This is a genomic window from Massilia rhizosphaerae (genome assembly GCF_016093545.1).
GTDB classification, from domain to species: Bacteria; Pseudomonadota; Gammaproteobacteria; order Burkholderiales; family Burkholderiaceae_D; genus Telluria; species Telluria rhizosphaerae.
Window position 1 is genome coordinate 144,606 of the sequence record NZ_JADKYX010000019.1, and the last position, 26,140, is coordinate 170,745.

Below are 26,140 nucleotides of genomic sequence, written 5' to 3' on the forward strand. Positions count from 1 at the left end.
ACTCTTATATGCAGAGTTTCGGTCGCTATCGCCTGATTACAACACTTGACAGCGGCCGGCCCCGTGCGCGGACGCCGCATGCATGGGCGTCCGGCACGATGGGGTGGATTACCGCGTCTGGCTGTCGAGGGTCACGGTCGCCGGCGCCAGGCCGTCGGCGGTGGCCGTCAGGGTCAGCTTGCCGCCCTCCCCGGCGCGGGTCTTGACGATGGCCAGCGCGAGGCCGTTGTAGGCATTGCGCTCGTGCGACTGGAACGGTTCCAGGTTGGTCGCGTCGCCGTTGTCCGTCGCGACGATCTCGCCCGGCCCGGACAGCGCGAACTTGATGCGGTCGTGCGAGCGCGGCACCTCGTGGCCGTCCTTGTCGGCGACGGTCACCGTCACGAACGCCAGGTCCTGGCCGTCGGCCGCGAGCCTGGCGCGGTCGGCCGACACCAGCAACTTGGCGGGCTGGCCGGTCGTGACGACGGTGTCCTCGGCCCAGCGCTTGCCGTGCTTGTAGACCACGGCGTGCAAGGTGCCCGGCTGGTACACCACGTTATCCCAGCGCAGGCGGTAGTCGCGCGGACCGCGCTTCTTGCGGCCCAGCGATTTGCCGTTCAGGAACAGCTCCGCCTCGTCGCCGGACGTGTACAGGTGCACCGGCGTCACCTGGCCCACGCGCTCCGGCCAGTTCCAGTGCGGCAGCAGGTGCGCCATCGGCAGCTCCGGACGCCAGCGGGCCTGGTACAGGTAGAAGCGGTCCTTCTTGAACCCGGCCAGGTCGATGATGCCGAAGTAGGAGCTGCGCGACGGCACCGCGATCTTCTTCAGCGACGCCAGTTCCTGCGCGGCGCGCTGCTGCTGCGCCGGGTCGGTGAAGTTCAGCAGGTTCGACGAATCCGAGTTGTACGGCGTCGGCTCGCCCAGGTAGTCGAAGCCGGTCCAGACGAATTCGCCGGCCACGTACGGGAAGTCGTCCTGGCCCTTGAATTCGGCGTCGGGCGTCGTGGCCCACGGCGGCGCCGTCAGGTCGTAGCTGCTGACCTGGAAGTTGGCGGCGCCTTTCGATTTATCGTCGCTGACGGGGAAGAAGTATTCGCCGCGCGAGCTGATCGTCGACGCCGTCTCGCTGCCGAACAGCGGCAGGTAGGGCGCGGACGCGTGCACCTTGCCGTACAAGGTCGGCTTGTAGTTGTAGCCGAAGATGTCGACGAGGTTCTGGAAGCCGTTGTAGGCCGACTCGGTGTGGTTGTCCGCCATCGTGATGGGGCGCGTGCGGTCTTCGCTGCGCGCGATCTCGGCCAGGTGTTCGCCCAGCTTCCAGCCTTCCGGCTTGCCCTGCTCCGGGATCTCGTTGCCGATGCTCCAGGCGATCACGCTCGGGTGGCTGCGGTCGCGCCGGATCTGCGCGCGCAAGTCCTTCTCGTGCCATTCGTCGAACAGCAGGTGGTAGTCGTTCGGCTTCTTGGGGATCTGCCACATGTCGAACGCCTCGTCCAGCACGACGAAGCCCATGCGGTCGGCCAGGTCCAGCAGTTCCGGCGCGGGCGGGTTGTGGCTCGTGCGGATCGCGTTGGTGCCCATCTCGCGCAGCAGGCGCAGTTGGCGTTCCAGCGCGTGCACGTTGATCGCGGTGCCCAGCGCGCCCAGGTCGTGGTGCATGCATACGCCCTGCAGCGGCACGTGCTGGCCGTTCAGCAGGAAGCCGCGCGCCGGATCGAAGACGGCGGTGCGGATGCCGAACGGGGTCTCGACCACGTCGGTCACGTTGCCGTTGTCGGTGACCGTGGTGACGGCGACGTAGCGCTGCGGGCTCGCGATGCTCCACAGGCGCGGCTTCGGCACGGTCAAGGTCTGCGTCAGCCGGACCTCGTGGTCGGCCACGTCCTTCTGGGGCGCGGTCGCCGCCAGGTGCGCGACCGGGGCCGCGCCGCGCTTGCCGGCCGCGTCCAGCAGGTAGATCTCGGTCGCGACCTGCACCTGGGCGTCGCGGCCGTCGGCCTCCACCGTCGTCTGCACCGAGACCAGCGCGGACTCCTTCGACACCTGCGGCGTCGTCACGAACGTGCCGTACTGGGCCACGTGCACGGGCGCCGTCTTGACGAGCCAGACGTTGCGGTAGATGCCGCCGCCCGGATACCAGCGCGACGAATCCGGCGGGTTGTCGAGCCGGATCGCCACGACGTTGTCGCCGCCCGGCTTCGCGTACGGCGTCAGGTCCACGCGCCACGACGCGTAGCCGTACGGCCAGCCCCCAACATAATGCCCGTTGACCCAGACGACGGCGTGCGACATGGCGCCGTCGATGTCCAGGTAGACGCGCCGGCCCGCGTCGGCCGCCGGCAGGGTGAAGTGCTTGCGGTACCAGCCCACGCCCCACCACGGCAGCTTGCCCGTCTCGCCCGGATACGCCTGGTTGAACGGTCCCTCGATACCCCAGTCGTGCGGCAGGTCGAGCTTGCGCCACGCCCCGTCGTCGAAGCCCGGTTGCGCGGCCGGGATGGCCGTCGCCGGGTTCTTGAGCGCGGCGTCGTCGATCTTGCCGCTGCCGGCGGGATCGCCCTTCGCGAAGCGCCAGCCGGCGTCGAACGAGAGGCGTTCGCGGACCGGCATGTCGGCCGCATGGGCGGCGCCGCACAGCAGGGCGACGCCGAGCGCGATGGTGGAGAGGGAACGGGGAAGAAGCGTCATGGTCACGGGGATATCGAAACGGAAACCTCAAGTATGGGCCAGCCCTCCGGCACCCAGCTATACGAATTGGCCGGGCGGGTATCCAAAAGCGCAATAGCTGGCCCGCCGTCAGGGCACCGCGATCCCCGTTTTCGCCTCGAACTCGGCGAAGGCCTCGCGCACCGCCTCGTCCAGCTCCTCGTCGATCCAGGGCTTGGTCAGGAACTTGAAGATCGCGCCGCGGTTCACCGCGTCCGTCACCGACTGCAGGTCCGTGTACCCCGACAGCACCATGCGCACCGCGGCCGGGTACATCTGCTTCACGCGCGCGAGGAATTCCGTGCCGCTCATCCCGCGCATGCGCTGGTCGCAGACGATGACGCCGACGTCGGTCGTGGCGAGGATCTCGAACGCCTCGCGCGCGCTGGACGCCACCAGCACGCGGTAGCCGCTCTGGCGCATGGCGCGCCGGATCGCCGCCAGCAGGTTCACTTCGTCGTCCACGTACAGCAGCGTGCGGTGGTAGGGCTGCGGCCGCAGCTTGTCGAGGGCCAGCGTTTTTTCCTCGCGCAGCATGCGCGCGCAGTCCTCCGCCGTCGCCGGACGGCCGAACAGATAGCCCTGGATCTCGTCGCAGCCGTTCTGCGCCAGCAGCGCCAGCTGCCCTTCCGTCTCCACGCCTTCCGCGATCACCTCGAGCCTGAGGCCATGCCCCATCGCGACGACGGCGCGCGCGATCGCCAGGTCGTCCGGGTCGGACGTCAGGTCGCGCACGAACGACTGGTCGAGCTTGAGCCGGTCGACCGGAAAGCGCTTCAGGTAGTTCAGGTTCGAGTAGCCGGTGCCGAAATCGTCGATGGCGAGGCGCACGCCCATCTCCTTCAGCTCGCACAGGATGTCGACGGTCTTCTGCGGATCTTCCATCGACGCGCTTTCGGTCAGCTCCAGTTCCAGCAGCTTCGGGTCGAGCCCCGTCTCGGCCAGGATGCGGCCGACCGTGTCCACGACCCGTTCCGAGAACTGGCGCGCCGACAGGTTGACCGACACCGGCACGCCGCGCAGGCCCTCGCGCTGCCACGCGCACGATTGCTCGCACGCGCGCCGCAGCACCTGTTCGCCGATGGCCAGGATCAGGCCCGTCTCTTCCGCCAGCGCGATGAAGCGGCCCGGCGGGATCAGGCCCTGCTCCGGGTGCTGCCAGCGCAGCAGCGCCTCGAAGCCGATGATCTGCCCCGTCTTGACGCTGGCCTGCGGCTGGTAGTAGACGGTCAGCTCGTCGCGTTCGAGCGCGCGCCGCAACGCGTTCTCGAAGCGGAAGCGTTCGTACACGCCGTCGTTCAATTCCGGACGGTAGAAGGCGTAGCGCTCGTCCTTGCTGGCCAGCGCGCGCTGCAGCGCGGCCTCGGCATCCTGCGTGAGGCCGTCGTAGTCGTCGGCGTCGTTCGGGAACAGCGCAATGCCGACGCACGGGTCCAGGTGGACCTCTTCGTCCCCGTAGGCGTAGATCTGGTCCATCCGTTCCAGCACGTCGCGCGCCAGCGCGGCCAGCTCGGCCTCGTTGGCGCGCAGCGCCACGAGCGCGAACGTGCGCTCGCCGGTGCGCGCGACCGTGAGGTCGGCGTCGCCCAGTTCCGACAGGCGCGACGCCGCCTGGCGCAGCAGCGCCTGTTCGGCCTCCAGCCCGAGGCTGGCCCGGATCACCTGAAGGCGCGTCATCCGCAGCAGCATGTAGCCGAGCAGCGGCTTGCCGTCGACGACCCGCGCCTGCATCTGGCGCACGCGGTCGCGCAGCAGCAACTCGTTCGGCAGGCCGGTCTCGCGGTCGAAGTTGGACAGGTAGCGCAGCCGTTCCTCGGCGCGGCGCAGCTCCGTCACGTCCATCCCGGTCGTGACCACGTATTGCACGCTGCCGTCGGTGCGGCGCAGCATCGTCGACGACCAGATCACGGAACGCACGCTGCCGTCGCGGGCAAGCCATTCGCCGCGCTGCTGCACGGGGACTTCGCCGGCCGGCGACGCGTTGAATTCCACGGGCGCGTTGTCGGCGCGGCGGAACAGGTCGCGGAACGGGCGGCCCAGCACCTCCTCCGCGCGCCAGCCCGAGCTTTGTTCGCAGGCCGGATTGAACAGGCGGATATCGCCCTCGCCGTCGAACACGCAGACCAGCGCGCCGGACAGGTTGACGACGGCGGCCAGCAGCGCGCGCTCCGACTCCAGCGCCGCCGTGCGTTCGTCCACCAGCCGCTCCATGTTCCCGTACAGGTGGGCGCGCTCGATGGCGACGGCGATCTGGCTGCCGACCGTCTCGAGCACCTGGCGGTCGTCGTCGGCCAGCGGGCCGTCGCCGATCGTCAGGCACATCATGCCGCGGCTGCGCACGCCGGTCGTCAGCGGCACGCGCAGGCTGGGCAGGCCGCGGCACGTGGCCTGCGACACGGCCGGCTGCTGCCCCGGCGCCACGGCGCAGTCGCACGCCTCGACGTCGGCGCCGGTGGCGTCGCGCGCGACGGCGAACGCCGGCCTGCCGTCGATGCCCACGAGCCGGATCGTCGCGCCGGTCACGCCCGGCAGGTCCAGCACGCGGTCGAGCGCGCGCTCGGCCACGTCCTGCTCCGACAGCACGGGATTGATCGCCTCGGCGACACGGTACAGGCCTTCGAGCGACTGGTACGAGTGGGCGATGCGCTCCTGCTGGGCGCGCAGCTGCTCCGTCATGTGGATCGCTTCCTCGTACGTCGAGATCAGGAGGTCGAAGATCTGCTGGCGCTCGGCCGTGATGAAATGGGTCTGCCCGCCCAGGCTGATCTTCATCCCCAGTTGCACCCGCTCGTTCGAGCGCAGCGCGCGGTTGGCGAGGATGAAGCGGATGCGGCCGAGCAGGTAGTCGGCCTCGAACGGCTTGCGGATGAAATTGTCGGCGCCGCAGTCGAGGCCCTTGATCACGTCGTACAGGCTGGAGAGGGACGTGAGCAGGATCACCGGCACGTCGCGCAGCCGCTCGTCCTGCTTGATCGCCTTGCACATCTCGAAGCCGTCCATGCGCGGCATGTTGATGTCGGTGACGATCAGGGTCGGCGGGCGCTGGCGCGCCTCGTCCAGGCCCGCGCGCCCGTCGGCGGCGATGCGCACGCCGTAGCCCGCCTGGGCCAAGAGTTGCGCCAGCTGGCGGGCCTGGGTGGCGCTGTCCTCCACCACCAGGATCTCGATCTCGTTCTCGTGTTCGTTGCGGGGAGACATGGTCATGGAAGGTCTCCATTCGTTGGAAAGACGGTGGACGGGAACGGCTCGGATGGCAGGCGCGCCAGCACCTTGCCGATTTCCGCCGGCTCGAGCACCAGCATCGCGGCGTCGAGCCGCAGGGCTTCGCCCGGCATGCCGTACACGACGGCGCTGGCGCGGTCCTGCGCGATCGTCAGCGCGCCGTGCTCGCGCAACAGCTTCAGTTCGGCGGCGCCGTCCTTGCCCATGCCGGTCAGGAGGACGGCCGCCGTGGCCGCGCGCAGTTCGGGATCGATGGCGCGGAACAGGTACGATACGGACGGGCACATGCCGTGCTCCGGCGGCGCCTGCGCCAGCCGGGCCGTCAGCCCCGGACCCAGCGCCGGCTGCCAGCCTTCCGGCACGAGATACGCCCGCCCCCCGGTCAGCGTCGCGCCGTCGCGCAGGACCTCGACCGGGTAGCCGCCGGCGTCGGCCAGCCACGCGGCCAGGCCGTCCATGAAGCCGGGCGCGAGGTGCTGGACGATCACCATCGGCAGCGGAAAGCCGGCCGGCAGCTCGGCCAGGATGTCGCGCAGGACGGTCGGTCCGCCCGTCGACGCGCCGACCGCGATCAGGCGCCGCGGCGCCCCCTGCAGCGGACGGGCCGCGCGCCGCGCATCGCTCCAGCGGCGCACGACGCGCACCTCGGCCATCGCCTTCACGGTGCGCACGAGGTCGCGCGCGCTCTCCGCATGGGCCGGATTGCCGATGCCGTACGGGCGGCGCACGAGCACCAGCGCGCCCGCCTCGATCGCGCGGAAGCTCGCGTCGACCTCGGCCCGGTCCTCGCAGCCGGACACGACGACGATGCGCGTGGGGCAGGCCCGCATGATGCGGCGGATCGCCTCGTAGCCGTCCATGCGCGGCATCTGCAGGTCCATCGTGATCACGTCCGGCTGCAGCTCGTGCGCGAGGCGCAGGGCTTCCTCGCCGTCGGCGGCGCAGCCCACGACCTCCAGGCCCGGCGCCGTGCCGAGGATGTGCACGAGCAGCTGGCGCACCGAATTCGAGTCGTCCACCACGAGGACCCGGATCATGGCGCCTCCATCCCGGCGACGCGGCGCACCGTCGCCAGCAGGCGGTCCTGGTCGAAGCTGCCCTTGGTGAAATAGGCGTCGGCGCCGGCGCGCAGTCCCGCCTCGCGCTGTTCCGGCGTCTGCAGCGACGTCACCAGGATCACCGGCAGCTCCGCCGTGGCCGGATTCGCGCGGATGCCGGCGGTGAGCGCGAGGCCGTCCATGTTCGGCATCTCGACGTCGCTGACGACCGCGTCGTAGCGGCCGGCGCGCAGCCGCGACAGGGCATCCAGGCCGTCGACGGCCGTGTCGACGCTGCACCCGGCCCCTTCCAGGATGTGCTTGAGGAGCAGGCGCGACGTGACCGAATCCTCGACGACGAGCACGCGCCGCGGCCCCGCCGCCGGCGCCGGGGCCTCGGGCGCGGCGGCCCCGCCCGCGAGGCCGCGCGCGGCCACGTCCTCCAGCGCCAGCACGGGCGCCAGCGTGCCGTCGCCCAGCTGCGCCGCGCCGCTGAACCAACGCACGCGGCGCAGCAGCGGGCCGAAGCTCTTGGGCAGCAGGTCCTGCTCGGCGACGATGGCGTCGACCAGCATGCCGAACGCCTGGCCGGCCGCCTGCGCGACGATCACCACGCCGCTCCCTTGTTCCTGGCCGGGTTGCGCGGTGCCGAACAACGCGGCCAGGCGCACGAGCGGCAGCACGCGCGCGCCGGCCAGCACGGTTTCGCGGCCCTCGACGGTCCGGATGTCGGCCTGCGTTTCGCTGCGCACGGCTTCCAGGCCCGCCAGCGGGACGGCGTAGCGCGCGCCGGCCACTTCCACGACGAGCGCGCGCAGGCTCGCCACGCCCACCGGCAGCAGCAGTTCGAACGAGCTGCCCGCCCCCGGCGTCGTGGCGACCACGATCTGGCCGCCGCTGGCCTCCACCTTGTCGGCCACGATGGACAGGCCCATGCCCCGTCCGGACACGGGCGTGACCTCGGCGCGGGTCGACACGCCGGCGCGCAGCGCCAGCTGCAGGCGCTGCTGCTCGCTCATCTGCGCCACGTCGGCGTCCGTCAGGCCGGCGTGGCCGGCGGCCGCGCGCGCGACGGCCTCCGTGTCGATGCCCGCGCCGTCGTCGTCGACCCGCACCGACACCATGCGCGCATCGCGCTGCGTCACCGCGATCGCGATGCGTCCGACGGGATCCTTGCCGGCCGCGCTGCGCTGCGCCGGCGTCTCGATGCCATGGTCGACGGCATTGGTGACGAGATGGATCAGCGCTTCGCGCACGATGCCCAACACGCGGCGGTCGATGTCCACGTCGACGCCGCGCATGTCGAGCCGGACTTCCTTGCCGTGGCCCCGCGCCAGGTTGCGCACGAGCGCCGGCAATTCGTTCAGCGCGGCGGCGGACGGCACCAGCGCCGTTTCCAGCGCGGCGTCGAACAGCCGTCCGCGCACGCCGTGCAGCTCCTTGCCCGTGTGTTCGAGCGACGCGGCCAGCCGGGTGCAGGCCAGCTCGATCCGGGCGCCGTCGTCCGCGCCCTCGGCCGGTCCCTCGCGCCGGCGCGCCGCGATCACCCCCGCCAGCGCGCGCAACTCGTCGACGTGGTGGCGCAGCTTGAGTTCGACCGGCAGCAGCGCCTCCGCGTGGGCGCGGATCGAATCGATGCAGCGGCGGTCGACGCGGATCCGTTCGCCGCCGCCGTCGCCGGTCACGCCGTCGGAGTCGGCCGGCTCAGGGTCCGGCCCTACATCCGGCGCGACATCCGGCGTAAAGTCCGGCGCGGCGGGCGCCGCGTCCGCCTGCGCGGGCAGCGCGCGCGCGACGGCGTCGGCCTGCGCGGCCAGCATGCCCGCCACCTTGCGGCTGCGCGGTCCCGGGCTGTCCACGACCTGGCGCGCGCCGGCGGCGGCCTTGTGCAGCAGGTCGAATTGTTCGGCCGTCGCGTGCACGCCCGTGTCGCGCACCGCGGCCAGCACGCCTTCCAGCGCGTGGCACAGGCGCTCCAGTTCGAGCTCGTCGACGGTGCGCGCCGCGCCCTTGAGCGTGTGCAGCACCTTCAGCACACGTTCGAGCAGCGCGCCGCGCTGCGCCTCGCCCGCCTGTTCGAGCGCGACGAGGCCGACGTCGATCTGCGCCAGGTGCTCGCGCGCCTCTTCCGTGAAGATGCCGCGCAACTTCTGCTGGAATTGCTCGTCGGTCATCGCGGACCTTGGGCCGTCAGAGCTGGAACCGTTCCATGGTCTGGCGCAGCGACTGCCCCAGCGCGTGCAGGTTGCGGGCCGACGCCTCCGCCTGGCGCGAGCCGGCCGCGTTCTCCGTGCTGGCCTGCTGGATGTTCTCCATCGCCAGCGCCACCTGGTCCATGCCGGCCAGCTGCTGCTGGCTCGACACGGCGATCTGCACGGCCGCCTGCGCCGCCTCCGTCATGGTGTCCGCGAGGGCGCTGATCGCCTGGCCGGCCTGGGTCGTCTGCTCGACGCCCTGCGCCACCGTCTTCGCGCCCTGCTCCGTGATCATCACGGCCGCGCCGACGCCCTTCTGGATCTCGCCGAGGATTTCGCGCACCTGGCGCGTGGCCTGGCGCGACTGCTCCGCGAGGCTCTTGACTTCCTGCGCCACGACGCCGAAGCCCTTGCCGTGTTCGCCCGCCTTGGCCGCCTCGATCGCCGCGTTCACGGCCAGCAGGTTCGACTGCTCGGCGAGGCTCGCGACGGTCGCGGTGATTTCGCCGATCGCGTGGCTGCGTTCCGACAGACGCACGACCGTGCTGGCGATCGCCTCCATCTTTTCCTGGATCGACTCCATGCCCTTCACGCTCTCTTCCAGCGCGCGGCGGCCGTCGGCGGCGGTGCGCGCGGCCTGCTGGGCCGCGTCGGACACGGCGCGCGACTTTTCCGACGCCAGCACCGACGTCTGCTTGACTTCCTCGACCGTGGCCGTCGTCTCGCTGACGGCGGCCGCCGTCTCGGCCGTGCTGGCCGCCGCCTGCGAGCTGCTGGACAGGATTTCGCTGGCGGCGCCGGTCAGCGTGGCGACGCCGCGCGTGGTCTCGGTGGCCAGCACGCGCCACGACTGCACCATGCTGTCCAGGGCCCGCAGCAGTTGCCCGACCTCGTCGCGGCTCGTGCCGGCCACGACGTCGGCGCGCAGGTCGCCCTTCGCGATGCGGTCGGCGACGAGCGTCGCCTCGCGCAGCGGCCTGGCGATCGCGCGGTTGAGCCAGTAGGTCTTCACGCATGCCAGCAGGATGGCCAACAGGTTCACCAGGATCAGCGTCGCGCCGGCGCTCTCCACGAGGGCCGTGCCGTCGCGCATGCGCGCGCGCGCCTCCGCGAGCTGCTTGGCGCCGATCTCCTCGGCGATGGTCCTGAGCCGCTCGTAGCTGTTCTGCAGCCGTCCGGTCGCCGCATCGCCGGCGCTCGCGCGCTGGCCCGCCCGGGCCGACGCGAGCACCTCGTTGTCGCGCACCGCGCTGTATTCCTGGTAGGCGCCCGCCACCCGCGCATAATCGGCGGCGAAGCTCGCGTCGGCCTGTTTGTGCGCGGCCAGGTCGCCGAGCAGCCCGCGGATCGTCGCTTCCTCGGCGGTCAGGTTGCGGTCGAAGGTCGCCTGCGTGGCGCTGCCGGCGACCAGCGACGACAACAGGGCCACCCGCTCGCGGTTGATCGCATTGCGCAGTTCCAGCATCTTGAACACGATCACCAGGTCGTCGTTGTACAGCTCTTCCTGCAAGGCCCGCTGGCGCGCGAGGCCCTCCCACGACGCGAGGCTGGTCAGCACCATCGCCACGACGATCACGCCGAAACCGAACATCAGTTTCCCGCGGGTGGATAGGTCGGCAAGGATGCGCATGGAAGTCTCCTGTCGTTATCAGTGGTCCGCATTCACGACGAGCGTGGTGTCGGCAAGCAGGCGCCGCGCGTCGAGCAGCGCGGTGCGGTCCGGGGCGACGCCCAGCAGGTAGCTGGCGTCGGGATCGGCCAGCATCGGCAGGCTGTGCCCCATGTCGGCGGCCGCGAAGCGGCGGGTGCCGTCGATGGCGTCGGCCAGGACGGCGAATCGGTTGTCCTCGCCCGCGAGCACGATCAGCGCGCCGGGTTCGGCCAGTTCGGACAGCGGCAGGGCGAGCAGCACGCGCAGGTCGACGATGGCCAGCACTTCGCCCTCCCACATCGCGATGCCGGCCACGTGCGCCGGTACGCCCGGTAGCACCGTCAGCGGCAGCAGCGGCAGCACGCGCGTCACCCAGGCGTTGTCGAACGCGTAGCGCTCGCCCCCGCAGCGGAACGCCAGCACTTCCATGCCGTCGGGCAGCCGGTCGGCCGGCGCGGCGGCGCGGGCCGCCAGCGCGGCCGCGCGCTCGGCGAGCAGGCGTTCCTGGGCGGCCGGATCGGCGCGGTCGAGCGCGGCCAGCGCGGCGCCCGCGGCCTCGAGCCGGCGCGACAAGGCTTCCCAGTCGAAGGCCGTCATGGTGCACGCTCCATCCACTGCTTGAGCGCGCTGCGCAGCTCGGCGTCGGCGCCGGCCGCGAGCCGGCCGAATTCGCGCAGCAGGCTGCGCGCGCGCGGCCGCCGGCCGCTGGCGTCCTCGATCAGGGCGGACAGGTAATGCCCGAGCGCGCTGTCGGGTTCCAGGTACAGCAGGCGCCGGACGCAGTGGCGCGCCAGCGCACGGTCGCCGTGTTCGAGCGCGAACAGCGCGGCGTCCTGCTGCAGCGGGGCCGACAACACGTCGGCCTCGACGGCGCGCCGCAGGCATTGCAGCGCTTCCTCGCGCCGGCCCGCGGCCGCCAGGGCGTGCACGCGCGCCATCGCGCCGTCGGGCTGCGGCACCGGCGGCGCGGGGGCCGGTGCGAGTGCGGCTGCGGCCGCCCGTGCCGGAGCCGGCGCGGGTGCCTTGGCCGGGGCAGGCGCGGGCGGCGCGACGGCGGTGGCCTCCTGGGGGACCGCGACCGTGTCCGCCGGCGCGCTCTTGCGGAAAAACACGGCATCCTCGTGGTACACGGGCGTAAAGCCCGCGAACAGCGGCGGCGACGCTTCGCTCGCGTTGACCACGAGCCAGCCGCCGGGCGCGAGGCAGTCGCGCAGGCGGGCGATCACGCGCCCGACCTGCTCCGGCGCGAAATACATGAGCACGTTGCGGCAGAAGATGATGTCCATGGCCACGGTGCCCGTCGCGGCGGACGGATACGTGGCGGATGCGAGGTTCAGGCTGGCGAAGCGGATCTGCGCGCGCAGCCGCGGATCGATCTCGAAGCGGCCGTCGCCGAGCGGCCGGAAGAAGTCGTCGAGATCGGCCGGGTCGGCGCGCCGGAACGACCAGCGCCGGTAGATGCCGGCGCGGGCGAAGTCGAGGAAGGCGTCGTTCAGGTCCGTGGCGAGGATCGTCACGCCGTCGGGCGGCAACTGGGGCACGCGGCGGCGCAAGCTCAGCGCGATCGAATACGGTTCCTCGCCCGTGCAGCAGCCGGCGCTCCAGATGCGCAGCAGCCGGTTCGCGCCGCGCGCCGCGTGTGCCCGCGCCACGTCGCACGCGAGGTCGAGGGCGCGCGGCTCGCGGAAGAAATACGTTTCGCCGACGGTCAGGAAGCGCGCGCACAGGGCGCTGCGGGCGGCGTCCCACGGGCCGGCCAGCAGCCACGACGCGCACGCCGCCGCGCCGGGCAGGCCCAGCGTGTCGGCCATCTTGCCCAGGGCGGCGTCGAAGCGCCTGCGCCGGGCGCCGGCGAAGGTCAGCCCCGTCTCGGCCTCGACCCGCCGGGCCGCGAGGTCCAGCACGTCCGGCGCGAGTGCGGCGAGGTCAGTGGCGGTCACCCGCGACTCCCGCCTGCGCCTGCGCCAATTGCTCCCGTTCATGGTCGAACAGGAAGCGCGCCGGCTCGACCACGAGGCACAAGCCGTCGGGCAGGTGCAGCGCGCCGTCGACGAATCCGGCCCCGCCCGCCTCCTCCGGCCAGGCGGCGGCGGGCGGCGCGATGCCCGGGCCGACGATGCTGTCGACGACGAGCGCGCACGGGAAACCGTTCGATTCGACGATGAGGAATTGCTGGGAGGGCGTGATGGCCGTCGGACGGCCGCAGGCGCGGCGGGCGAAATCGAGGACGGTCACCGTCTCGCCGCCCACGTCGAGCACACCGAGGACGATGTCCGACGCCCCGGGCAACGGCACCGGCCGGGCACTGAGCACGGCCCGCCGCACGGACGCCAGCGGCACGGCGAAGCGCTGTCCGCCGCAGAGGAATTCGAGGACCTGCAAACCTGCCGGGGATGCGTCGGCCGTGTCCACGGCGGCGACATCCTGTTGTCGCGACGGCAACGCCGCTTCGGGCGCAAAAGCGGAGGAAATCATGGTGCACTCCTGTCCATGTGATACCAGGCGACCGCTGGCATTTGTCACATGAGTCTGATCGTAGCCCACCTTGGCGTCGCCGTCACAGCGGGGCCGTGGTGCGTGCGCGCCCTCTGTCGTCCCCCCTTGGCTGCGCCCGGACGCTTAATGCATTGAATTCACGAAGTTTCCAGCTTTACATCGCAAATGGAAACATGAACAAGTCTCGACCACCCCTGTCCGTGTCGTAAATTAAACGACAGGCGTTATCGATAAAACGTTGCGCAAAGTTGACATTGCCGGTTGCGGATGTGCTTTGCGCTGGGATGGGCTCAAGCTTCCACGTGGGTCAGCTTGCCCAGGCAGCGGCGCTGGAAGCTGTCCAGGCCGTCCACGACGAGAGCATCGTCCTCGGCGATCTTGGCGGCGTCGATCAGCAGGCGCAGCTTGGCGATGCGATCGCCCTGCTCCAGCGCCTGCGCCAGGTGGGAGCCGTCCGGGTCGCCCGCCTGTTCGATCGCCTCCGTGACCTCTTGCGGGAAGTCCCAGTGACGCGCGATCCCGGCCGACATGCGGCGGCCGCAGGCCAGCAGTTCGATGCCGAAGTCGGCCGACTTCGGCACGCTGCCGTTCTGGCACAGGCGGTCGGCCAGCCGGAACGCGACGATCAGGCCGACGTTCTGCATCAGGCCGGCCAGATAGGCTTCGAACACGCCGGCGGTGAGGCCGGGCGCGACGAGGCTGGCGGCCAGCGCGCAGCGCTCGGACTGGCCCCACACGTGCGGCGCGACCTTTTTCGAGAAGCCCTCGCCGTCCATCTTGATGACGGGCCGGAACGCGATGCGGGCCAATAACATGCGCAGGCCGTTCTGCCCCAGCATCATGATCGCGGCCTCGACGGTTTTCACCTGCGTCATCGGGCGGTAATAGGCGCTGTTCGCTTCGCGGATCACCTCCGCCACGAGCACGACGTCCTGCACGACCAGGCGCGACAGTTCCGACGTGGACACGTCTTCCTCGGCCAGGCTTTGCAGCAGCCTGGGGATCACTTCCGGCACGCGCGGCACCAGACCGGCCGCGTCGCCGGGACGGGCGGTCAGCGCGCGGACCTGGTCGAGGATGGCGGCCTCCACCTCGGCGGGCGCGTCGAAGCCGGACGAACCCGTCAGCCAGTGGTAGTAGGCGGCGTCGATGTCACGGCTGATGCGCTCGTCCTGCCGTTCCTGCTCCTGGGCCGTGGCCGCCGCCGCGGCGGCCTGCTTGGCGCCGCTATCCGAGCCCACCAATTTAGAAAAGAAACCCATGAGATGTCTCCGCCGCGTTCATGAAAATTATTGATAGAACCAATCTTACCCTTGAAACATTCTTACGCCAATGCCTCTAGGAAATATTTCCTCTATAGAAACTCAGAACAGGCGGATGTTCCCGTGCTCATCCCAATCGACGCGGGTGATGCCCGGCTCGTCCTGCTCGAGCTGGCGCAGCACGTCGTCGGGGTCGCCGGCCGCCGGCGGCACGGCGGGTTTCGCCTGCCTGGCCCCGAGCAGCACGTCCCGGCGCGCGAACGCTTCCTGGACCGTCGCGATCAGCTCGTCCTGCTGCCACGGCTTGGCCAGGTAACGGAACACCTCGGCCCGGTTGACGGCGGCGAGGATGTCGACCATTTCCGTCGTGGCGCTGACGACGATGCGGATCGCGTCCGGCTGCAGGCCCTTGACCAGCTGCAACACGTCGGCCCCGTTGAGGCCGGGCATGCGGTAATCGGAGATGACGACGTCGAAGTCCTGCTCGCCGGCGCGCAACACGGCCGCTTCCGGCTCGTCGAAGGCTTCGATCACGACGTCAGCCTGCGGAAACGCCGAACGCAGCGTGCGGCGCAGGGCGCTCAGCACGGACGGTTCGTCGTCAAGAATGAGAATGCGGCGCATCGGCGGTTCCTGATTTCACGAAAAGTTGCAATTGACCGCCGGAACGGCGCTCGTATTCGACGAGCTGCTTCAGCAGCCGGTCCGAGAGGGTATGGTCGGCCGACAGCAGCAGCGCGCCGTCAGCGGACAGCAGGTCGCGGCTGAGCACCATGCCCGGCTTGAGCTGCGCCACGCCCATGGCGACGTCGGCGATTTCCTCGGCCACGCTGCGGCCCGTGCGGATGTCGTAGAAGGCTTCGACGACGGCCGGGTCGTACCGCTTGCCGCGGCTTTCCGCCACCAGTTCCGTCGCCTGCGCGGCATCCGTGCGGCGCTGTACGAGCAGGCCGTGCTGCAGCCCTTCGAAATCGTGCGCCACGGCCAGGATGCGGGCGCCGAGCGGAATGTCGAAACCGGCCACGCCTTCCGGGAAGCCGGCGCCGTCGAACCGTTCGCGGTGGTCGCGGATGATGCGCGCCGCTTCGCGCAATTCCTCGAGCGGCATGAGCAATTGCTCGCCGAGGTGGGGATATTTGCGGTACAGCCCCAGGTTGTCCCCTTTCAGCACGGACTCCGGAATGCCGATCAGGGTGTCGGGGAAGCCCGTCTTGCCGATCTCGTGCAGCAGGCCGGCCACGAACACGTCCTGCGCCTCGCGCGCGGACAGGCCCATGCGCAAGGCGATGCGGCGCCCGAGGTCGGCGACGCGGCGGCCGTGTCCGGCCACGGCGCCCGCGCGGGTCTCGACCATGCCCGACAGCACCTTGATCAGGGTGAGGAAGTTCGTCTTGAGGCGCTCGTGCGACGCCTGCAGCGATTTCTGGGCCGACACGAGTTCCGCCGTGCGGTCGCGCACGCGCTGCTCGAGCGTCGCGTTCAGTTCGCGCAGTTGGTCGTTCTGCTGCCGGGTCAGCTCTTCCAGCCTGGCCTTTTCGCGCTGCAGCGCCTGGCGTTCCAGCGCGTCGCGCACGACGAGCAGCATCGCGTCCTCGTTCCACGGCTTGGTGATGTAGCGGTACACTTCGCCGCGATTGATGGCGCCGATCGTGGCCTCGTGGTCGGCGTGGCCCGTCAGCAGCAGGCGCAGCGTATGCGGCCAGCGCTGGCGCACGCGCTCGAGGAATTCCGTGCCGTTCACTTCCGGCATTTGCATGTCGGAAATGACGATGTCGACGTGCTCGTCTTCCAGCACGGCCCACCCGGCCTGGGCGCTGCCCGCGCACAAGACCTTGTAGTTTTCCCGGCGGAACAGGCGCCGCAGCGACGCCAGGATGTTCGGTTCGTCGTCGACGCACAGGATCGTGCCCGCGGGCGTCTCCGAACGCTCGGTGGCGAGCATGTTCATGACAGCGTCTCCAGCGCATCGTCCGCGTCGGCGCGGCGGATGGGCAGTTCGATCCGGAACGTGGTGCCGGCGCCCTCCTCGCTTTGCACGGCGATGCTGCCGCGGTGCTTCTGGATGATGCCGTACGACAGCGAGAGACCGAGGCCCGTGCCGGTGCCGACGGGCTTGGTCGTGAAGAACGGGTCGAAGATGCGCGAGCGGATCGCCGGCGGGATGCCGCAGCCGGTGTCGGCGATCTCGATCCACACGTGGTCTTCCCGGGTGCCGGTGCGGACCGTGATGCGCCCGCGCGGACCGGAGATGGCCTGGGCGCCGTTGACGACGATATTCATGATGACCTGGTTGATCTGGGACGGCAGGCACTCGACTTCGGGAATGTCCCCGTATTCCCTGACGATGTCGGCCTTGTACTTGACTTCATTATTGACGATATTGAGCGTCGAGTCGATGCCTTGATGGAGATCGGCCCATTGCCATTCCTGGTGCGCGTCCACGCGCGAAAAATCCTTCAGGTCCTGGACGATCCTGCGCACGCGCTCGATGCCCTCGCGCGACTCGGCCATCAGGACCTGCACGTCGTCCTGCAGGAACGCGAGATCCACCTGTTCGCGCAGGTCGGCGATGCTGCGCAGCACGTCCGGGTCGGCGATGAAGCGCTCGGCCTCCTCGTAGCGGACCAGCACGCGCAGCAGGCTGTCGACATAGGTTTGCAGGGTGCCGAAATTGGAAAACACGAAACTGATCGGGTTGTTGATCTCGTGCGCCACGCCGGCCGCGAGCTGTCCGATCGACGCGAGCTTTTCCGATTGCAACAGCTGCGCCTGCGCCAGCGACAGCTTTTCGTTCAGCTCCGTGAGCTCCTGGTTGCGGCGCAGCAGTTCCGCCTCGACCGATTCGCGAGTCGGCGCCACCTTGTCGACGTTATCGTTCATGATCAGGTCCTACATTAAAAGCCGGCACGCTTCCTCGAACTGCCCTTCGGTCTCGCGGCAAACGGCCAACAGATGGTCCGGCGTAAGGCCCAGGCTGTCCCAGGCCGCGTCCAGCAGGCGCGGCACGGCGCCATGGCGGCCGCCGCCCAGGTCCAGCGCATGCACCATCGCGTTGGCCGCGTGGACCACGCCCGGGAGGTCGGCCAGGTCGGCGCCGGCCGGCGCATGATGCTGGCCGATCGCGCGCTGGATCAGCGGCGGGAACTTCCACGCCTCGGCCAGCATCTCGCCCGCGCGCTGGTGGTCCAGGCCGAACACGCGCACCTCGGCCACGCCCACGGGCGTGTCGTTGCGCTCGCAATCCTGGAGCACCCGCGCGTAATCGTCCGGAAAACGGGTCGCGAGCACGAGCCGGCCGATGTCGTGCAGCAGGCCGGCGATGAAGGCGGCCTCCTGGTCGATGCCGGCCAGGCGCGCGAGGTTTTTCGCGCACAGCGCCGTCGCGATCGAATGGCGCCAGAAGTCGGCCACGTCGACCTGCCGGGCGGCGCCCTGGATGCTGCCGATCATGTTGCTCGCCACGGCCAGCGCCCGCGCGCTGTCGAACCCGAGCACGACGATCGCCTGCTTGACGGTCTTGACCTTGCCCGCCAGGCCGTAGAACGACGAATTCGCCAGGCGCAGGATCTTCGCGGCCAGGGCCTGGTCGCGCGACATCTTTTCCGCCAGCGCCGTCACGTCGACGTCCTCGCGGCCGAGCGAATGGATCAGGTCGAGGACGACGGACGGCAGGGCCGGCAGCTCGCGCAGGCTCTGGACCACCGGCGCCAGGTTCACCGCCGTCATGACAATCCCGCCATCCGGTACTGCTCGACGACGCTGCGCAACAAGCCGTTCGCGGGGCCGTCGCCCGCGTGGCGGCACAACCAGGCGATCCGATCCTGCACGCGGCGGCGCTCGGCGCACTGCGCGTCCTGCGCCGTCTTGTCGTTGCCCGCGCGGATGTCGTCGTTGGGAACTTCACGGATACGTTTCATGAGGGTGACGCTCTCTGTCATGTGGTCAATCGGTTTCCGCCCCATGGATGGCGATCAGCCAGCCGCGCGACTGGCTGCCGTTCCCCATCGGCCGCAGCTCGGCCGAAAAATGCTTGCCGCCCGCATCGTAGTCGAACGTGCACACCCGGCCGGCGGGCACCGGGTCCGGCAGGCCTGGGAACAGCTGGCGCAGATCGCAACCGAGCACCTGCCCGCGCCCCGCGAACAGCTCGGACGCGGCCCGGTTGGCCAGCACGATCATGTCCAGGTCGTCGCTCGCCAGCACGGGCACGGGCACGTTGTCGAGGGCCTCGTGCACGATGTCCAGGCTGATCTCGCCCCGCTCGATCTCGCTCTGCTGGCGCGCCAGCACCGACTCGAGCTGGCGGTTCACCGCGGCGAGCTTCTGGTTGGCCGTGCGCACTTCCAGCGTGAGCAGGCGGTTTTCGTTGGCCATCGCGCCGTAGGCGACAGCTTCCTGGATGTGGACGCGCAGCTGTTCGTCGTCCCAGGGCTTGGTCAGGAATTTGTAGATCGCGCCGGCGTTCACGGCATCCGTCACCGTCTGCAGCTCGGTGAAGCCGGACAGCACGATGCGCACGGTGTCCGGATACAGCTGCCGCACGGTGCGCAGGAATTCGACGCCCGTCATCTCCGGCATGCGCTGGTCGGACACGATCACGTCGACGGTGTGCTCGGCGAGGATCTGCAGGCCCGCGCTGCCGCTGTTGGCGGTCAGGATGCGGTAGCCGTCGCCCCGCAGCAGGCGCTTGAGCGACGACACGATGCTCGGCTCGTCGTCCACCAGCAGCAAGGTGGGTTGCGTGCGGTTGAAGCGCAACAGGCGCGGCGCGAGGCCGGGGCCGGTCTGCAGCAGGCCGGTCATGGCGTCGGACGGCAGCGGCTTCGACACGAACGCGCCCTGCACTTCGTCGCACATGTGGCGCGCCAGGAATTCGCACTGGCCCTCGCGCTCGACGCCGTCGGCGACGACGCGCATGCCCAGGCTGTGCCCCATCGTGACGATCGCGTCGACGATCGCCGCGGCGCCGTCCTCGTCGGGCACGCGCTGCAGGAACGCGCCGTCGATCTTGAGCAGGTCGACCGGCAGGCGCTGCAGGTTGACGAGGCTGGAGGCGCCCGTGCCGAAATCGTCGAGGCACAGCCGGATGCCGAGATTGCGCAACGCGACGAGGGATTCGACGACACGGTCGATGTCTTCCGCCACCAGGTTCTCGGTCAGCCCGAGATCGAGGCAGGTCGCCGGCATGCCCGCATCCGCCAGCGCACGCACGATGGCGCCCTCCAGGTCGCACATCGCGAACTGGCGCGCCGACAGGTTGACGGCCACGCGCAGCCCCGTGAAACCCTGCGCCCGCCAGTGCGCGGCCTGGGCGGCGGCGGCGCGCAGCACCCATTCGCCCAGTTGCGCGGCGAGGCCGCATTCTTCCGCGACGCCGTTCAGCGTGGCGGGCGATACCGCGTCGCCTTGCTTGTCCAGGCGCACCGACGCCTCCACGGCGCAGATCTCGCCCGTGACGAGGTCGACGCGGGCCTGGTAATACACGGACAGGCCCTCGCCGGCCAGCGCCTCGCGCAGCGCGAAACCCAGCTGAAGGCGGGCCAGTCCGGCGTCGTCGGGCGCCGTGTCGTCCCAGCGCTGCATCCCGGCGCCCGCCTCCTGCGCGCGCGCCAGGGCGCGGTCGGCCGCCAGCAGCAGGCCGTCCGCCGTCTGTCCACTCAGGGGGAACGCGGCCGCGCCCACGCAGCAGGTCACGTAGACGGCGTGTCCCTCATGCTCGAACGGTGCCGCCACGGCCTTCACGATATCCGCGATCCGGGCCGCCGCGTTCGGTTGCTGCTCGCCTTCCATCAGCAACAGGAATTTGTCGCCGCTGTCGCGGGCCACCGTCACGTCCGGCCCGGCCGCCCGTTCGATGCGGCCGGCGATCTCGCACAGGATCCGCTCGCCGCCCTCGTGGCCGACCAGCGCGTAGACCCGCTTGAACAGGTCGAGGTGCAGGGCCGCCACCTGCAACGGACTCTGGGCCCGCGTGGCGCGGCGCAGCGCGCGTTCGAGCCGGTCGCGCAACAGCGCATGGTTCGGCAAGCCCGTGAGCACGTCGTGCGTCAGGCTGAACTGCAGATCGCGCTGGGATACCGTTTCCATCGTCACGTCGCTGCCCAGGATCAGGAGGCCGCCGCCCACGCCGTCGCTGTGCGGGATCGGCTGGGCGACGAAGTCGACATAGCGCAGCTGCAGCGCGCCGTCGGGCCCGACCAGCCGCACCGGCCGGGCGCACTGCACCACCCGCTCGCCCGTCGCCATCGCCGACCGCAACAGCGGCAACACGCCCTGGTCGGCAACCTCCGGCAGCGCGGCCTCGAGCGGCAGGCCGATGAGTTCCTCGCGCCCGACCAGGCGCTTGTACGCGTCGTTCGCATGGGCGAACACGAGATCGGGGCCCACGAGGCAGGCAACGAAGCCGGGCGCGTGCTCGAGCCACTCCAGCGCGACATAGTCCTCGGGACACGGCGGCACGGCGGCCGCGCCGGCTCGGATCGGCCGGCATGCGCTACCGTGGCTCAAGAGCACAGGGTGTTGAGATTTGGCTGCAGTCATGGCGGTTGTCCAAAATACTTGACGAACGCTTAATGGAAATCAAGCTGTACACCCAAGACTATAAAACATTGCCGTATGGAATGTTCTTTAATTTGGTGCGAAGTGTCGTAACGAAGACACTTTTTGTCGGTATTCAGGACCGAGGGCATGTCACATGAATGACAACATGCACTCACAGGCTCGAAAAGAACTGCTCCGGCGCCGGACGTTGGCGCGGCGGTTTCGCGCCGGCGGCCGTTCCCAGGCCGATGAAGCAAACGGCCTGTTCGTGCCCTTCCAGGCGCAGCAGCCGCCGCACGGCCGGCGCATCCAGCGCCCCGCCGCTCGCGAGGCCGCTGGCGAAATCCAGCGCTTGCGCGGCCAACAACATGTTCTGGATGGCGCAGCCGAGGGAGACCAGCTTTTCCGCCGTCGGGATGGGCGTGGCGGGCATGTCGACGAGGATGGCCACCAGCAGGCAAGGCGCGTGCCCGGCCTTGCCGCGGGCTGCGGCCCGGGCCGCGTCGTCGGCGCCGGGATCGCGCCCGAGCAGCGCTTCCTCGAAGGCGGCGCCCAGGTCGGCGCGCCTGTCCTGGGGCACCAGCACGAAGCGCCACGGGCGCAGCAGGCCGTGATCGGGCGCCTGCGCGGCCGCCCGCAGGATGCGGTCGAGGGCGGCATCGTCCGGGCCCGGCGCCAGCAGCCGGCGCAATCCGACGTGCCGGCGCGCCGGCAACAGTTCCCACAGATTATCGTTCATGGGTGAATTATAGGTCCCACGTGCGGCAGAAACGGGTTCGACCGTTCGACGGACGCCTTCAACACGTACTGGGTGCCGCGCCAGTCGAGGTCGAGGTGGCGCAAGATCGTCTCCGTCGCGCACCGCTCCACGACCAGCCGCCGTCCGCGTCCGCCAGCTCGAACGCGATCTCGCTGTGGTATTCCAGACCGCAGCGCGGGGCGCGGCGACGACGATTTCAATGATTGCCCTACATGGATCAGTTTTTCTTCATCGGCACGACCAAACGCATGGGGCTATCGAGCAGCGCAGCAGTCTCGGCATCCGGTTCGCCGTCGATCTTCGAAGGCCGGTAGCGGGTCTGGAAGGCAATTAACACGTTGCGCGTCTCCTGACTGACCTTACCGTCTCGTGGCACGACATAGCCTATGTCAGACAATTTGCGCTGGAACCAGGCGATGTCTGGCAAGGAAGTCTGGTACTCGATGCGCTTCACCGCGACGACGGTCTCGTCTGGCCAGGGCACGATACCTTCGGCCGCCAGACGCTTCCACGGGAAAAGTGCTCCTGGATCCTGCTTGCGCTGTGGCGCTACGTCAGCATGTCCAACAACGTTTTCCGGTGCAATGTGGTGGCGCGACATGATATCTTTAATGAGCGGAATCAGGGTCTCGATCTGTTTTTCCGGAAAAGGCGCCCAGGTTCTCCCAGTGGGTCCGTCAACCCAGCCCGCGTTCACGATTTCGATGCCGATAGAAATATTGTTCAGGTTACGGTCTTGCTTCCATCCCGAGTCCGATCCTGCGTGGTAGGCGGCCCGGCGTTCATCCACGATGCCATAAATGACGGGCTCCGGATCGTTGCTGAGCAGGTAATGGATGCTGGCTTCCACCCCGGCCTGGTGGGTAAAAATGCGTATCGATTGCGGCGTGTCGGTGACGGTGTAATGCAGGACCAGGTATTTCACACGGCTGCGCTGGTCGGGCGTAGATAGCGAACGGTCGATATGTGGACCGCTGGTGCAAGCCGCAAGCAAGACAGCCGCGATCAAGCCGGTGAGGAATCGCGATACAAAAGTTTTCATTGTGTCTTTTCAAAGTAAATGCTCGCATTGCTCAGGGGTCCATGCTCCCCGATGGCCCGCGAAAGGTTATGCAAGTTCGCGCAAGAAATCGCGTCGCAGGTAATCGGGTATTTTTTCGAATTCGGCAAGTACCCGCGCACGAAAGTCTGGATGCGTGTGCCATTGTTTTTTGCCGACGCCAAAAAAATTAACAGGTGCGGCAGACAGGACAAGGCCAGGCCAATGGCGTTCCAGGGTCATCAGGTAACGCCGTAGCGAACAAATCTTGCCGATCACGAGAACGCTTTTGATGTCTTCCAGAGCCATGGTCTCGGCAAGCTTCTTGCGCGAGAACGTAACGTTCTCCCCGGTATTCGTCGCGGACTTCTCCAGGATCATCACGTCCCGCGGAACGCCCATCTGAAGCAGCCGCTCGGAGATCACTTCGGCCTCGGTTTCACTTTGTCCACGCGTCGCACCGCCCGATATCAGTAATCTGTCGAACATCTCCCGCTGCCAGAGCGAATGTGCCGTCAAACAGAATTCCTCGACTCCCTGACGGGTGCCGAACACAAAGCCAAGGTCCGCTTTTTGCTCGGGAATGTCAGGCATGATGTAGTCTGCTATCGCCGACAGATCCGCCCCTGGCGCTTCGCCGCGCATGCCTTTCACTGTGCAACCTCGTTGGTTTTCGTAGCAGCGGCATCATCGGCGCGCGTTTGTGGAAGCCAGGCCCGGGCCCTGCCGGCGTAGCTGCGGCAAGCGTCGTTATCGATAAAGGCGACGCTGCCGAGCGCTGGCGGTTTTGCCTTTCGCTCCCATAAACCGCTAAGGTCCGGTTGGGCGGATGCGAGTACGCCACACTTGAGGGACGCGACCGCGGCGCTGGCTCCCTCAACGTCCACTGTCGCATGTGGGTCGCCCGGGTTGACGTAATAGGTATTACCGTAGACGGCAAATGGTTCCTGCAGGACGTAGCTCTCCGCTGCGCCTACCGGTGCGCCAACGAAAAGTGCCGTACCGAGAATGGTTAGAGCAATGCCGATGGATTTCATCATGCTTCGTGAAATTATTGAGCGTTGAAGTCTAACCTTCATTTGCGATAGTCAAATACGACAAATTCTGGTCAAATTGCGCCATGTCACCGGAACAAGCAAATCGATCCAAGCAGTCACCCAGAACAATCGCCCTGTTGGTTTTCGAGGGCGCCCAGATACTCAACATAACCGGTTCCGCCGCAGTGTTTGCCGCGGCGAACAACGTCGCAGGGGACCCGGTCTACGACATCCATATCCTTTCACCGAAGGGTGGGCCGATAAAGAGCATGTCGGCAATTACCATTTCAACCGAGTCGATTTCCACCCTCGACCCGGACAGCGTTGACACGGTGTTATTTACGGGCAGCGGGGAGCGCGATGCAGCGGACGCCCTTGAACAAGACGCCATGCGCAATTGGGCGCTCCGCGCGATCGCTGCCTGCCGGCGTTTTGGATCGAGCAGTGGGCCGGCAACCCTTGCTTTGGGCCGGCTCGGTGTACTGGCCGGGGCACGTGTCACCGCCCATTGGGCGGCATGCGCCAGCCTGGCCCACGACATACCAAGCATCAGCGTCGTCGCCGATGCGATCTATATCGAGCATGGACGACTCTGGACTTCCGCCGGCGTCAGCGCCGGCATCGATATGACCCTGCAGATGGTCGCTCGCGACCTCGGCGAGAGCGTCGCCAATGAAATCGCAAGGCGTCTCGTGCTGGAGACGCGGCGGCCCGGCTATCAGCCTCAGGTCAGCGGCGTGGTTGCCGCTCTCAAAAAAGCGGATAACGATTTCTCCGAGCTGATCAGCTGGATCAAGGCACACCTGTCGCAGCCGATAAGCGTCGAATCCCTCGCGGCGCGCGCGATGATGTCGCCGCGGAATTTCCAAAGAAAGTTCAATGCCTGCCTCGGCGAACCACCAGCGCGTTTCGTCGAAACCTTGCGCCTGCAACACGCGCACGGGCTTTTGTCGTCAGGGCTGTCTGCAAAGATCATCGCCAACACCTGCGGCTACCCGAATCCCCAGCAATTGGCAAAAGCCTTCCAGCGCCGCTATGGGAGCACCCCTGCCAAATTCCTCCGCGATCAGCAGATTCAGGGCTGACCTGAAGGCCGGCAGCATTGGTTTTGTCGCGTTGAGACATTGCTGCCCAGGTCGGGGAGACTGTAGCGCCCGTTTTCTCGCACTCACGCAACGGCGCTGGGAAGTCGACTGTCAATGAAGACGTTCAGCATCTGCGGCGGGCGGCGATGCTGTTGTTGTGCCAATGTTAATCTGGCCAGTATAGGCGTCACCCATTCCCGATGCGGTGACGACAAATCGGTCAGGGCCGGAGCGAGCGGGTTCGGAATGAGGACCGCAATCCTGCCGGCAGTTCCAGGCGCTTCCACCAGTCGAGGTCAAGTTGGACGTGACTGGGTCAAGGTCCTTCAGGTAAGAGGGTATCGGCGAAGGCACTTGAGCAGGGAGCCATTCAGGCCTGGTTTTCATACTGTGAACATTACCGGTCAACGTCAAAATGAGCGAAGTCGGGCCGGCATTAAACTCCTCGCGTATCCGTGTTGCCATCTTCTCGTCATTGCGAACGTGCCACTCGCTGCCTGCGCCTTGCATGGCAAACACCGCCAGAGGATAGCCGGCCTGACGCAAGCGACGCAAACCGTCGATCATATCGGCCATCGCCACGCTGGCCCTGCCATCTTGGCCTTGCGCCCAAAAATCAGTGCGCAACAGCGCGGTACGGGCGGCGGGGTCACCATTTGATTGCAGATAAGTCGCGAGAGGCTCGTTCAGGTCGACGGGCATTTCCAGGCCGACCGCAACGCTGGCGCCTTGTTTGAGGGCTGCACACACGATGCGCAAAAAAGTGGCCGGTGACTCCTTGGTGCCGTGACCTTCGCCAAACATCACAATCCGGTGACCGTGCAAATAATCGCTTGTACCCGGAATCTCCGAGCAATCTATGCCAGCGGGAATGTTCACTGCCCGCGCGGGCAGGGTTAATATTGCAATGACAGCAGCGAATACGGTGACGGCGATGCCGCATTTCCTCATGTTGAGCGTCCCTCATGTTTGTAGAAAAAGAATATTGCGCGAGATCGACTAAGAGCGTATCCCAGTAGAGCTCATCCAGAGGGACATCTGACGCATTTTTGAGTCTAAGCCCATGATCAGGAGAACTATCATGGGCATGCTGAAGCAAGACGATGGCTGGCGTTTGCCAGATGA

At 68.2% G+C, this 26,140-nt stretch carries 21 protein-coding genes; 1 reads left to right on the forward strand and 20 read right to left on the reverse strand.

The features are described from left to right. Positions 1-108: 108 nt before the first annotated feature. The 19 genes from galB to ISF28_RS23785 form a co-directional block, all read right to left on the reverse strand. Positions 109-2,673, reverse strand: a complete 2,565-nt coding sequence (gene galB, locus ISF28_RS23695; protein WP_229519343.1) for a beta-galactosidase GalB — start codon at positions 2,671-2,673, stop codon at positions 109-111. A gap of 108 nt (positions 2,674-2,781) precedes the next feature. After that, positions 2,782-5,895, reverse strand: a complete 3,114-nt coding sequence (locus ISF28_RS23700) for an EAL domain-containing protein (RefSeq protein WP_198119628.1) — start codon at positions 5,893-5,895, stop codon at positions 2,782-2,784. Then, positions 5,892-6,950 carry a chemotaxis protein CheB gene (locus ISF28_RS23705; RefSeq protein ID WP_198119629.1) on the reverse strand — a complete coding sequence of 353 codons (1,059 nt, stop codon included), beginning with the start codon at positions 6,948-6,950 and terminating at the stop codon, positions 5,892-5,894. The genes ISF28_RS23700 and ISF28_RS23705 overlap by 4 nt, the downstream gene beginning before the upstream one ends. Then, positions 6,947-9,124: a hybrid sensor histidine kinase/response regulator gene (locus ISF28_RS23710; RefSeq protein ID WP_198119630.1), complete on the reverse strand. Its 2,178-nt coding sequence runs from the start codon at positions 9,122-9,124 to the stop codon at positions 6,947-6,949. Before ISF28_RS23710 ends, ISF28_RS23705 begins: the two co-directional genes overlap by 4 nt. Positions 9,125-9,140: 16 nt before the next feature. Then, complete coding sequence (locus tag ISF28_RS23715) at positions 9,141-10,775, reverse strand: methyl-accepting chemotaxis protein (RefSeq protein WP_198119631.1); 1,635 nt, start codon at positions 10,773-10,775, stop codon at positions 9,141-9,143. Between the two features lie 18 nt (positions 10,776-10,793). Beyond that, entirely contained in the window at positions 10,794-11,393 is a 600-nt protein-coding gene (locus ISF28_RS23720) for a chemotaxis protein CheW (RefSeq protein ID WP_198119632.1), read from the reverse strand. After that, entirely contained in the window at positions 11,390-12,736 is a 1,347-nt protein-coding gene (locus ISF28_RS23725) for a CheR family methyltransferase (protein ID WP_198119633.1), read from the reverse strand. Before ISF28_RS23725 ends, ISF28_RS23720 begins: the two co-directional genes overlap by 4 nt. After that, positions 12,723-13,271 (reverse strand): chemotaxis protein CheW, encoded by a 549-nt coding sequence (locus ISF28_RS23730; RefSeq protein WP_198119634.1) that lies wholly within the window; start codon positions 13,269-13,271, stop codon positions 12,723-12,725. The genes ISF28_RS23725 and ISF28_RS23730 overlap by 14 nt, the downstream gene beginning before the upstream one ends. A gap of 311 nt (positions 13,272-13,582) precedes the next feature. Beyond that, positions 13,583-14,554, reverse strand: coding sequence for an HDOD domain-containing protein (locus ISF28_RS23735; RefSeq protein WP_198119635.1), 972 nt, complete (start codon positions 14,552-14,554; stop codon positions 13,583-13,585). A gap of 102 nt (positions 14,555-14,656) precedes the next feature. After that, positions 14,657-15,178 carry a response regulator gene (locus ISF28_RS23740; RefSeq protein WP_198119636.1) on the reverse strand — a complete coding sequence of 174 codons (522 nt, stop codon included), beginning with the start codon at positions 15,176-15,178 and terminating at the stop codon, positions 14,657-14,659. Continuing rightward, on the reverse strand, positions 15,156-16,502 hold the full coding sequence (gene nosR / locus ISF28_RS23745; protein WP_229519333.1) for a response regulator c-di-GMP phosphodiesterase, NosR family: 1,347 nt from the start codon (positions 16,500-16,502) through the stop codon (positions 15,156-15,158). Before nosR ends, ISF28_RS23740 begins: the two co-directional genes overlap by 23 nt. Next, positions 16,499-17,434 carry an ATP-binding protein gene (locus ISF28_RS31095; protein WP_198119637.1) on the reverse strand — a complete coding sequence of 312 codons (936 nt, stop codon included), beginning with the start codon at positions 17,432-17,434 and terminating at the stop codon, positions 16,499-16,501. The genes nosR and ISF28_RS31095 overlap by 4 nt, the downstream gene beginning before the upstream one ends. A gap of 9 nt (positions 17,435-17,443) precedes the next feature. Next, positions 17,444-18,280 (reverse strand): HDOD domain-containing protein, encoded by an 837-nt coding sequence (locus tag ISF28_RS23755; protein WP_198119638.1) that lies wholly within the window; start codon positions 18,278-18,280, stop codon positions 17,444-17,446. Further along, positions 18,277-18,471, reverse strand: a complete 195-nt coding sequence (locus ISF28_RS23760; protein WP_198119639.1) for a hypothetical protein — start codon at positions 18,469-18,471, stop codon at positions 18,277-18,279. The genes ISF28_RS23755 and ISF28_RS23760 overlap by 4 nt, the downstream gene beginning before the upstream one ends. A gap of 25 nt (positions 18,472-18,496) precedes the next feature. Continuing rightward, a complete protein-coding gene (locus tag ISF28_RS23765) occupies positions 18,497-21,094 on the reverse strand; it encodes an EAL domain-containing protein (protein WP_198119640.1) in 2,598 nt (865 codons plus the stop codon). A 172-nt stretch (positions 21,095-21,266) separates the two neighbouring features. Next, positions 21,267-21,833 (reverse strand): nitroreductase family protein, encoded by a 567-nt coding sequence (locus ISF28_RS23770; RefSeq protein ID WP_198119641.1) that lies wholly within the window; start codon positions 21,831-21,833, stop codon positions 21,267-21,269. Between the two features lie 238 nt (positions 21,834-22,071). Beyond that, positions 22,072-22,896 carry an N-acetylmuramoyl-L-alanine amidase gene (locus ISF28_RS23775; protein WP_198119642.1) on the reverse strand — a complete coding sequence of 275 codons (825 nt, stop codon included), beginning with the start codon at positions 22,894-22,896 and terminating at the stop codon, positions 22,072-22,074. Between the two features lie 66 nt (positions 22,897-22,962). Continuing rightward, positions 22,963-23,538, reverse strand: a complete 576-nt coding sequence (locus tag ISF28_RS23780; protein WP_198119662.1) for a YdcF family protein — start codon at positions 23,536-23,538, stop codon at positions 22,963-22,965. 5 nt (positions 23,539-23,543) lie between these two features. Continuing rightward, the gene (locus ISF28_RS23785; protein ID WP_198119643.1) at positions 23,544-23,933 is read right to left on the reverse strand and encodes an MBL fold metallo-hydrolase; all 390 of its coding nucleotides are present in this window, start codon (positions 23,931-23,933) and stop codon (positions 23,544-23,546) included. An 80-nt stretch (positions 23,934-24,013) separates the two neighbouring features. Here ISF28_RS23785 and ISF28_RS23790 point away from each other — a divergent pair, with 80 nt between their 5' ends. Continuing rightward, positions 24,014-25,015: a GlxA family transcriptional regulator gene (locus ISF28_RS23790; protein ID WP_198119644.1), complete on the forward strand. Its 1,002-nt coding sequence runs from the start codon at positions 24,014-24,016 to the stop codon at positions 25,013-25,015. A gap of 111 nt (positions 25,016-25,126) precedes the next feature. Here the strand turns inward: ISF28_RS23790 and ISF28_RS23795 are convergent, their stop codons facing one another. Then, positions 25,127-25,966 (reverse strand): TraB/GumN family protein, encoded by an 840-nt coding sequence (locus ISF28_RS23795; protein WP_198119645.1) that lies wholly within the window; start codon positions 25,964-25,966, stop codon positions 25,127-25,129. Positions 25,967-26,140: the final 174 nt, after the last annotated feature.

What these genes read in the sequence shown, in the direction of transcription:
- galB (WP_229519343.1), bottom strand. Translation starts at nt 2,673, where the DNA reads ATGACGCTTCTTCCCCGTTCCCTCTCCACCATCGCGCTCGGCGTCGCC.
- ISF28_RS23700 (WP_198119628.1), bottom strand. Translation starts at nt 5,895, where the DNA reads ATGACCATGTCTCCCCGCAACGAACACGAGAACGAGATCGAGATCCTG.
- ISF28_RS23705 (WP_198119629.1), bottom strand. Translation starts at nt 6,950, where the DNA reads ATGATCCGGGTCCTCGTGGTGGACGACTCGAATTCGGTGCGCCAGCTG.
- ISF28_RS23710 (WP_198119630.1), bottom strand. Translation starts at nt 9,124, where the DNA reads ATGACCGACGAGCAATTCCAGCAGAAGTTGCGCGGCATCTTCACGGAA.
- ISF28_RS23715 (WP_198119631.1), bottom strand. Translation starts at nt 10,775, where the DNA reads ATGCGCATCCTTGCCGACCTATCCACCCGCGGGAAACTGATGTTCGGT.
- ISF28_RS23720 (WP_198119632.1), bottom strand. Translation starts at nt 11,393, where the DNA reads ATGACGGCCTTCGACTGGGAAGCCTTGTCGCGCCGGCTCGAGGCCGCG.
- ISF28_RS23730 (WP_198119634.1), bottom strand. Translation starts at nt 13,271, where the DNA reads ATGATTTCCTCCGCTTTTGCGCCCGAAGCGGCGTTGCCGTCGCGACAA.
- ISF28_RS23735 (WP_198119635.1), bottom strand. Translation starts at nt 14,554, where the DNA reads ATGGGTTTCTTTTCTAAATTGGTGGGCTCGGATAGCGGCGCCAAGCAG.
- ISF28_RS23740 (WP_198119636.1), bottom strand. Translation starts at nt 15,178, where the DNA reads ATGCGCCGCATTCTCATTCTTGACGACGAACCGTCCGTGCTGAGCGCC.
- nosR (WP_229519333.1), bottom strand. Translation starts at nt 16,502, where the DNA reads ATGAACATGCTCGCCACCGAGCGTTCGGAGACGCCCGCGGGCACGATC.
- ISF28_RS31095 (WP_198119637.1), bottom strand. Translation starts at nt 17,434, where the DNA reads ATGAACGATAACGTCGACAAGGTGGCGCCGACTCGCGAATCGGTCGAG.
- ISF28_RS23755 (WP_198119638.1), bottom strand. Translation starts at nt 18,280, where the DNA reads ATGACGGCGGTGAACCTGGCGCCGGTGGTCCAGAGCCTGCGCGAGCTG.
- ISF28_RS23760 (WP_198119639.1), bottom strand. Translation starts at nt 18,471, where the DNA reads ATGAAACGTATCCGTGAAGTTCCCAACGACGACATCCGCGCGGGCAAC.
- ISF28_RS23765 (WP_198119640.1), bottom strand. Translation starts at nt 21,094, where the DNA reads ATGACTGCAGCCAAATCTCAACACCCTGTGCTCTTGAGCCACGGTAGC.
- ISF28_RS23770 (WP_198119641.1), bottom strand. Translation starts at nt 21,833, where the DNA reads ATGAACGATAATCTGTGGGAACTGTTGCCGGCGCGCCGGCACGTCGGA.
- ISF28_RS23775 (WP_198119642.1), bottom strand. Translation starts at nt 22,896, where the DNA reads ATGAAAACTTTTGTATCGCGATTCCTCACCGGCTTGATCGCGGCTGTC.
- ISF28_RS23780 (WP_198119662.1), bottom strand. Translation starts at nt 23,538, where the DNA reads ATGCGCGGCGAAGCGCCAGGGGCGGATCTGTCGGCGATAGCAGACTAC.
- ISF28_RS23785 (WP_198119643.1), bottom strand. Translation starts at nt 23,933, where the DNA reads ATGATGAAATCCATCGGCATTGCTCTAACCATTCTCGGTACGGCACTT.
- ISF28_RS23790 (WP_198119644.1), top strand. Translation starts at nt 24,014, where the DNA reads ATGTCACCGGAACAAGCAAATCGATCCAAGCAGTCACCCAGAACAATC.
- ISF28_RS23795 (WP_198119645.1), bottom strand. Translation starts at nt 25,966, where the DNA reads ATGAGGAAATGCGGCATCGCCGTCACCGTATTCGCTGCTGTCATTGCA.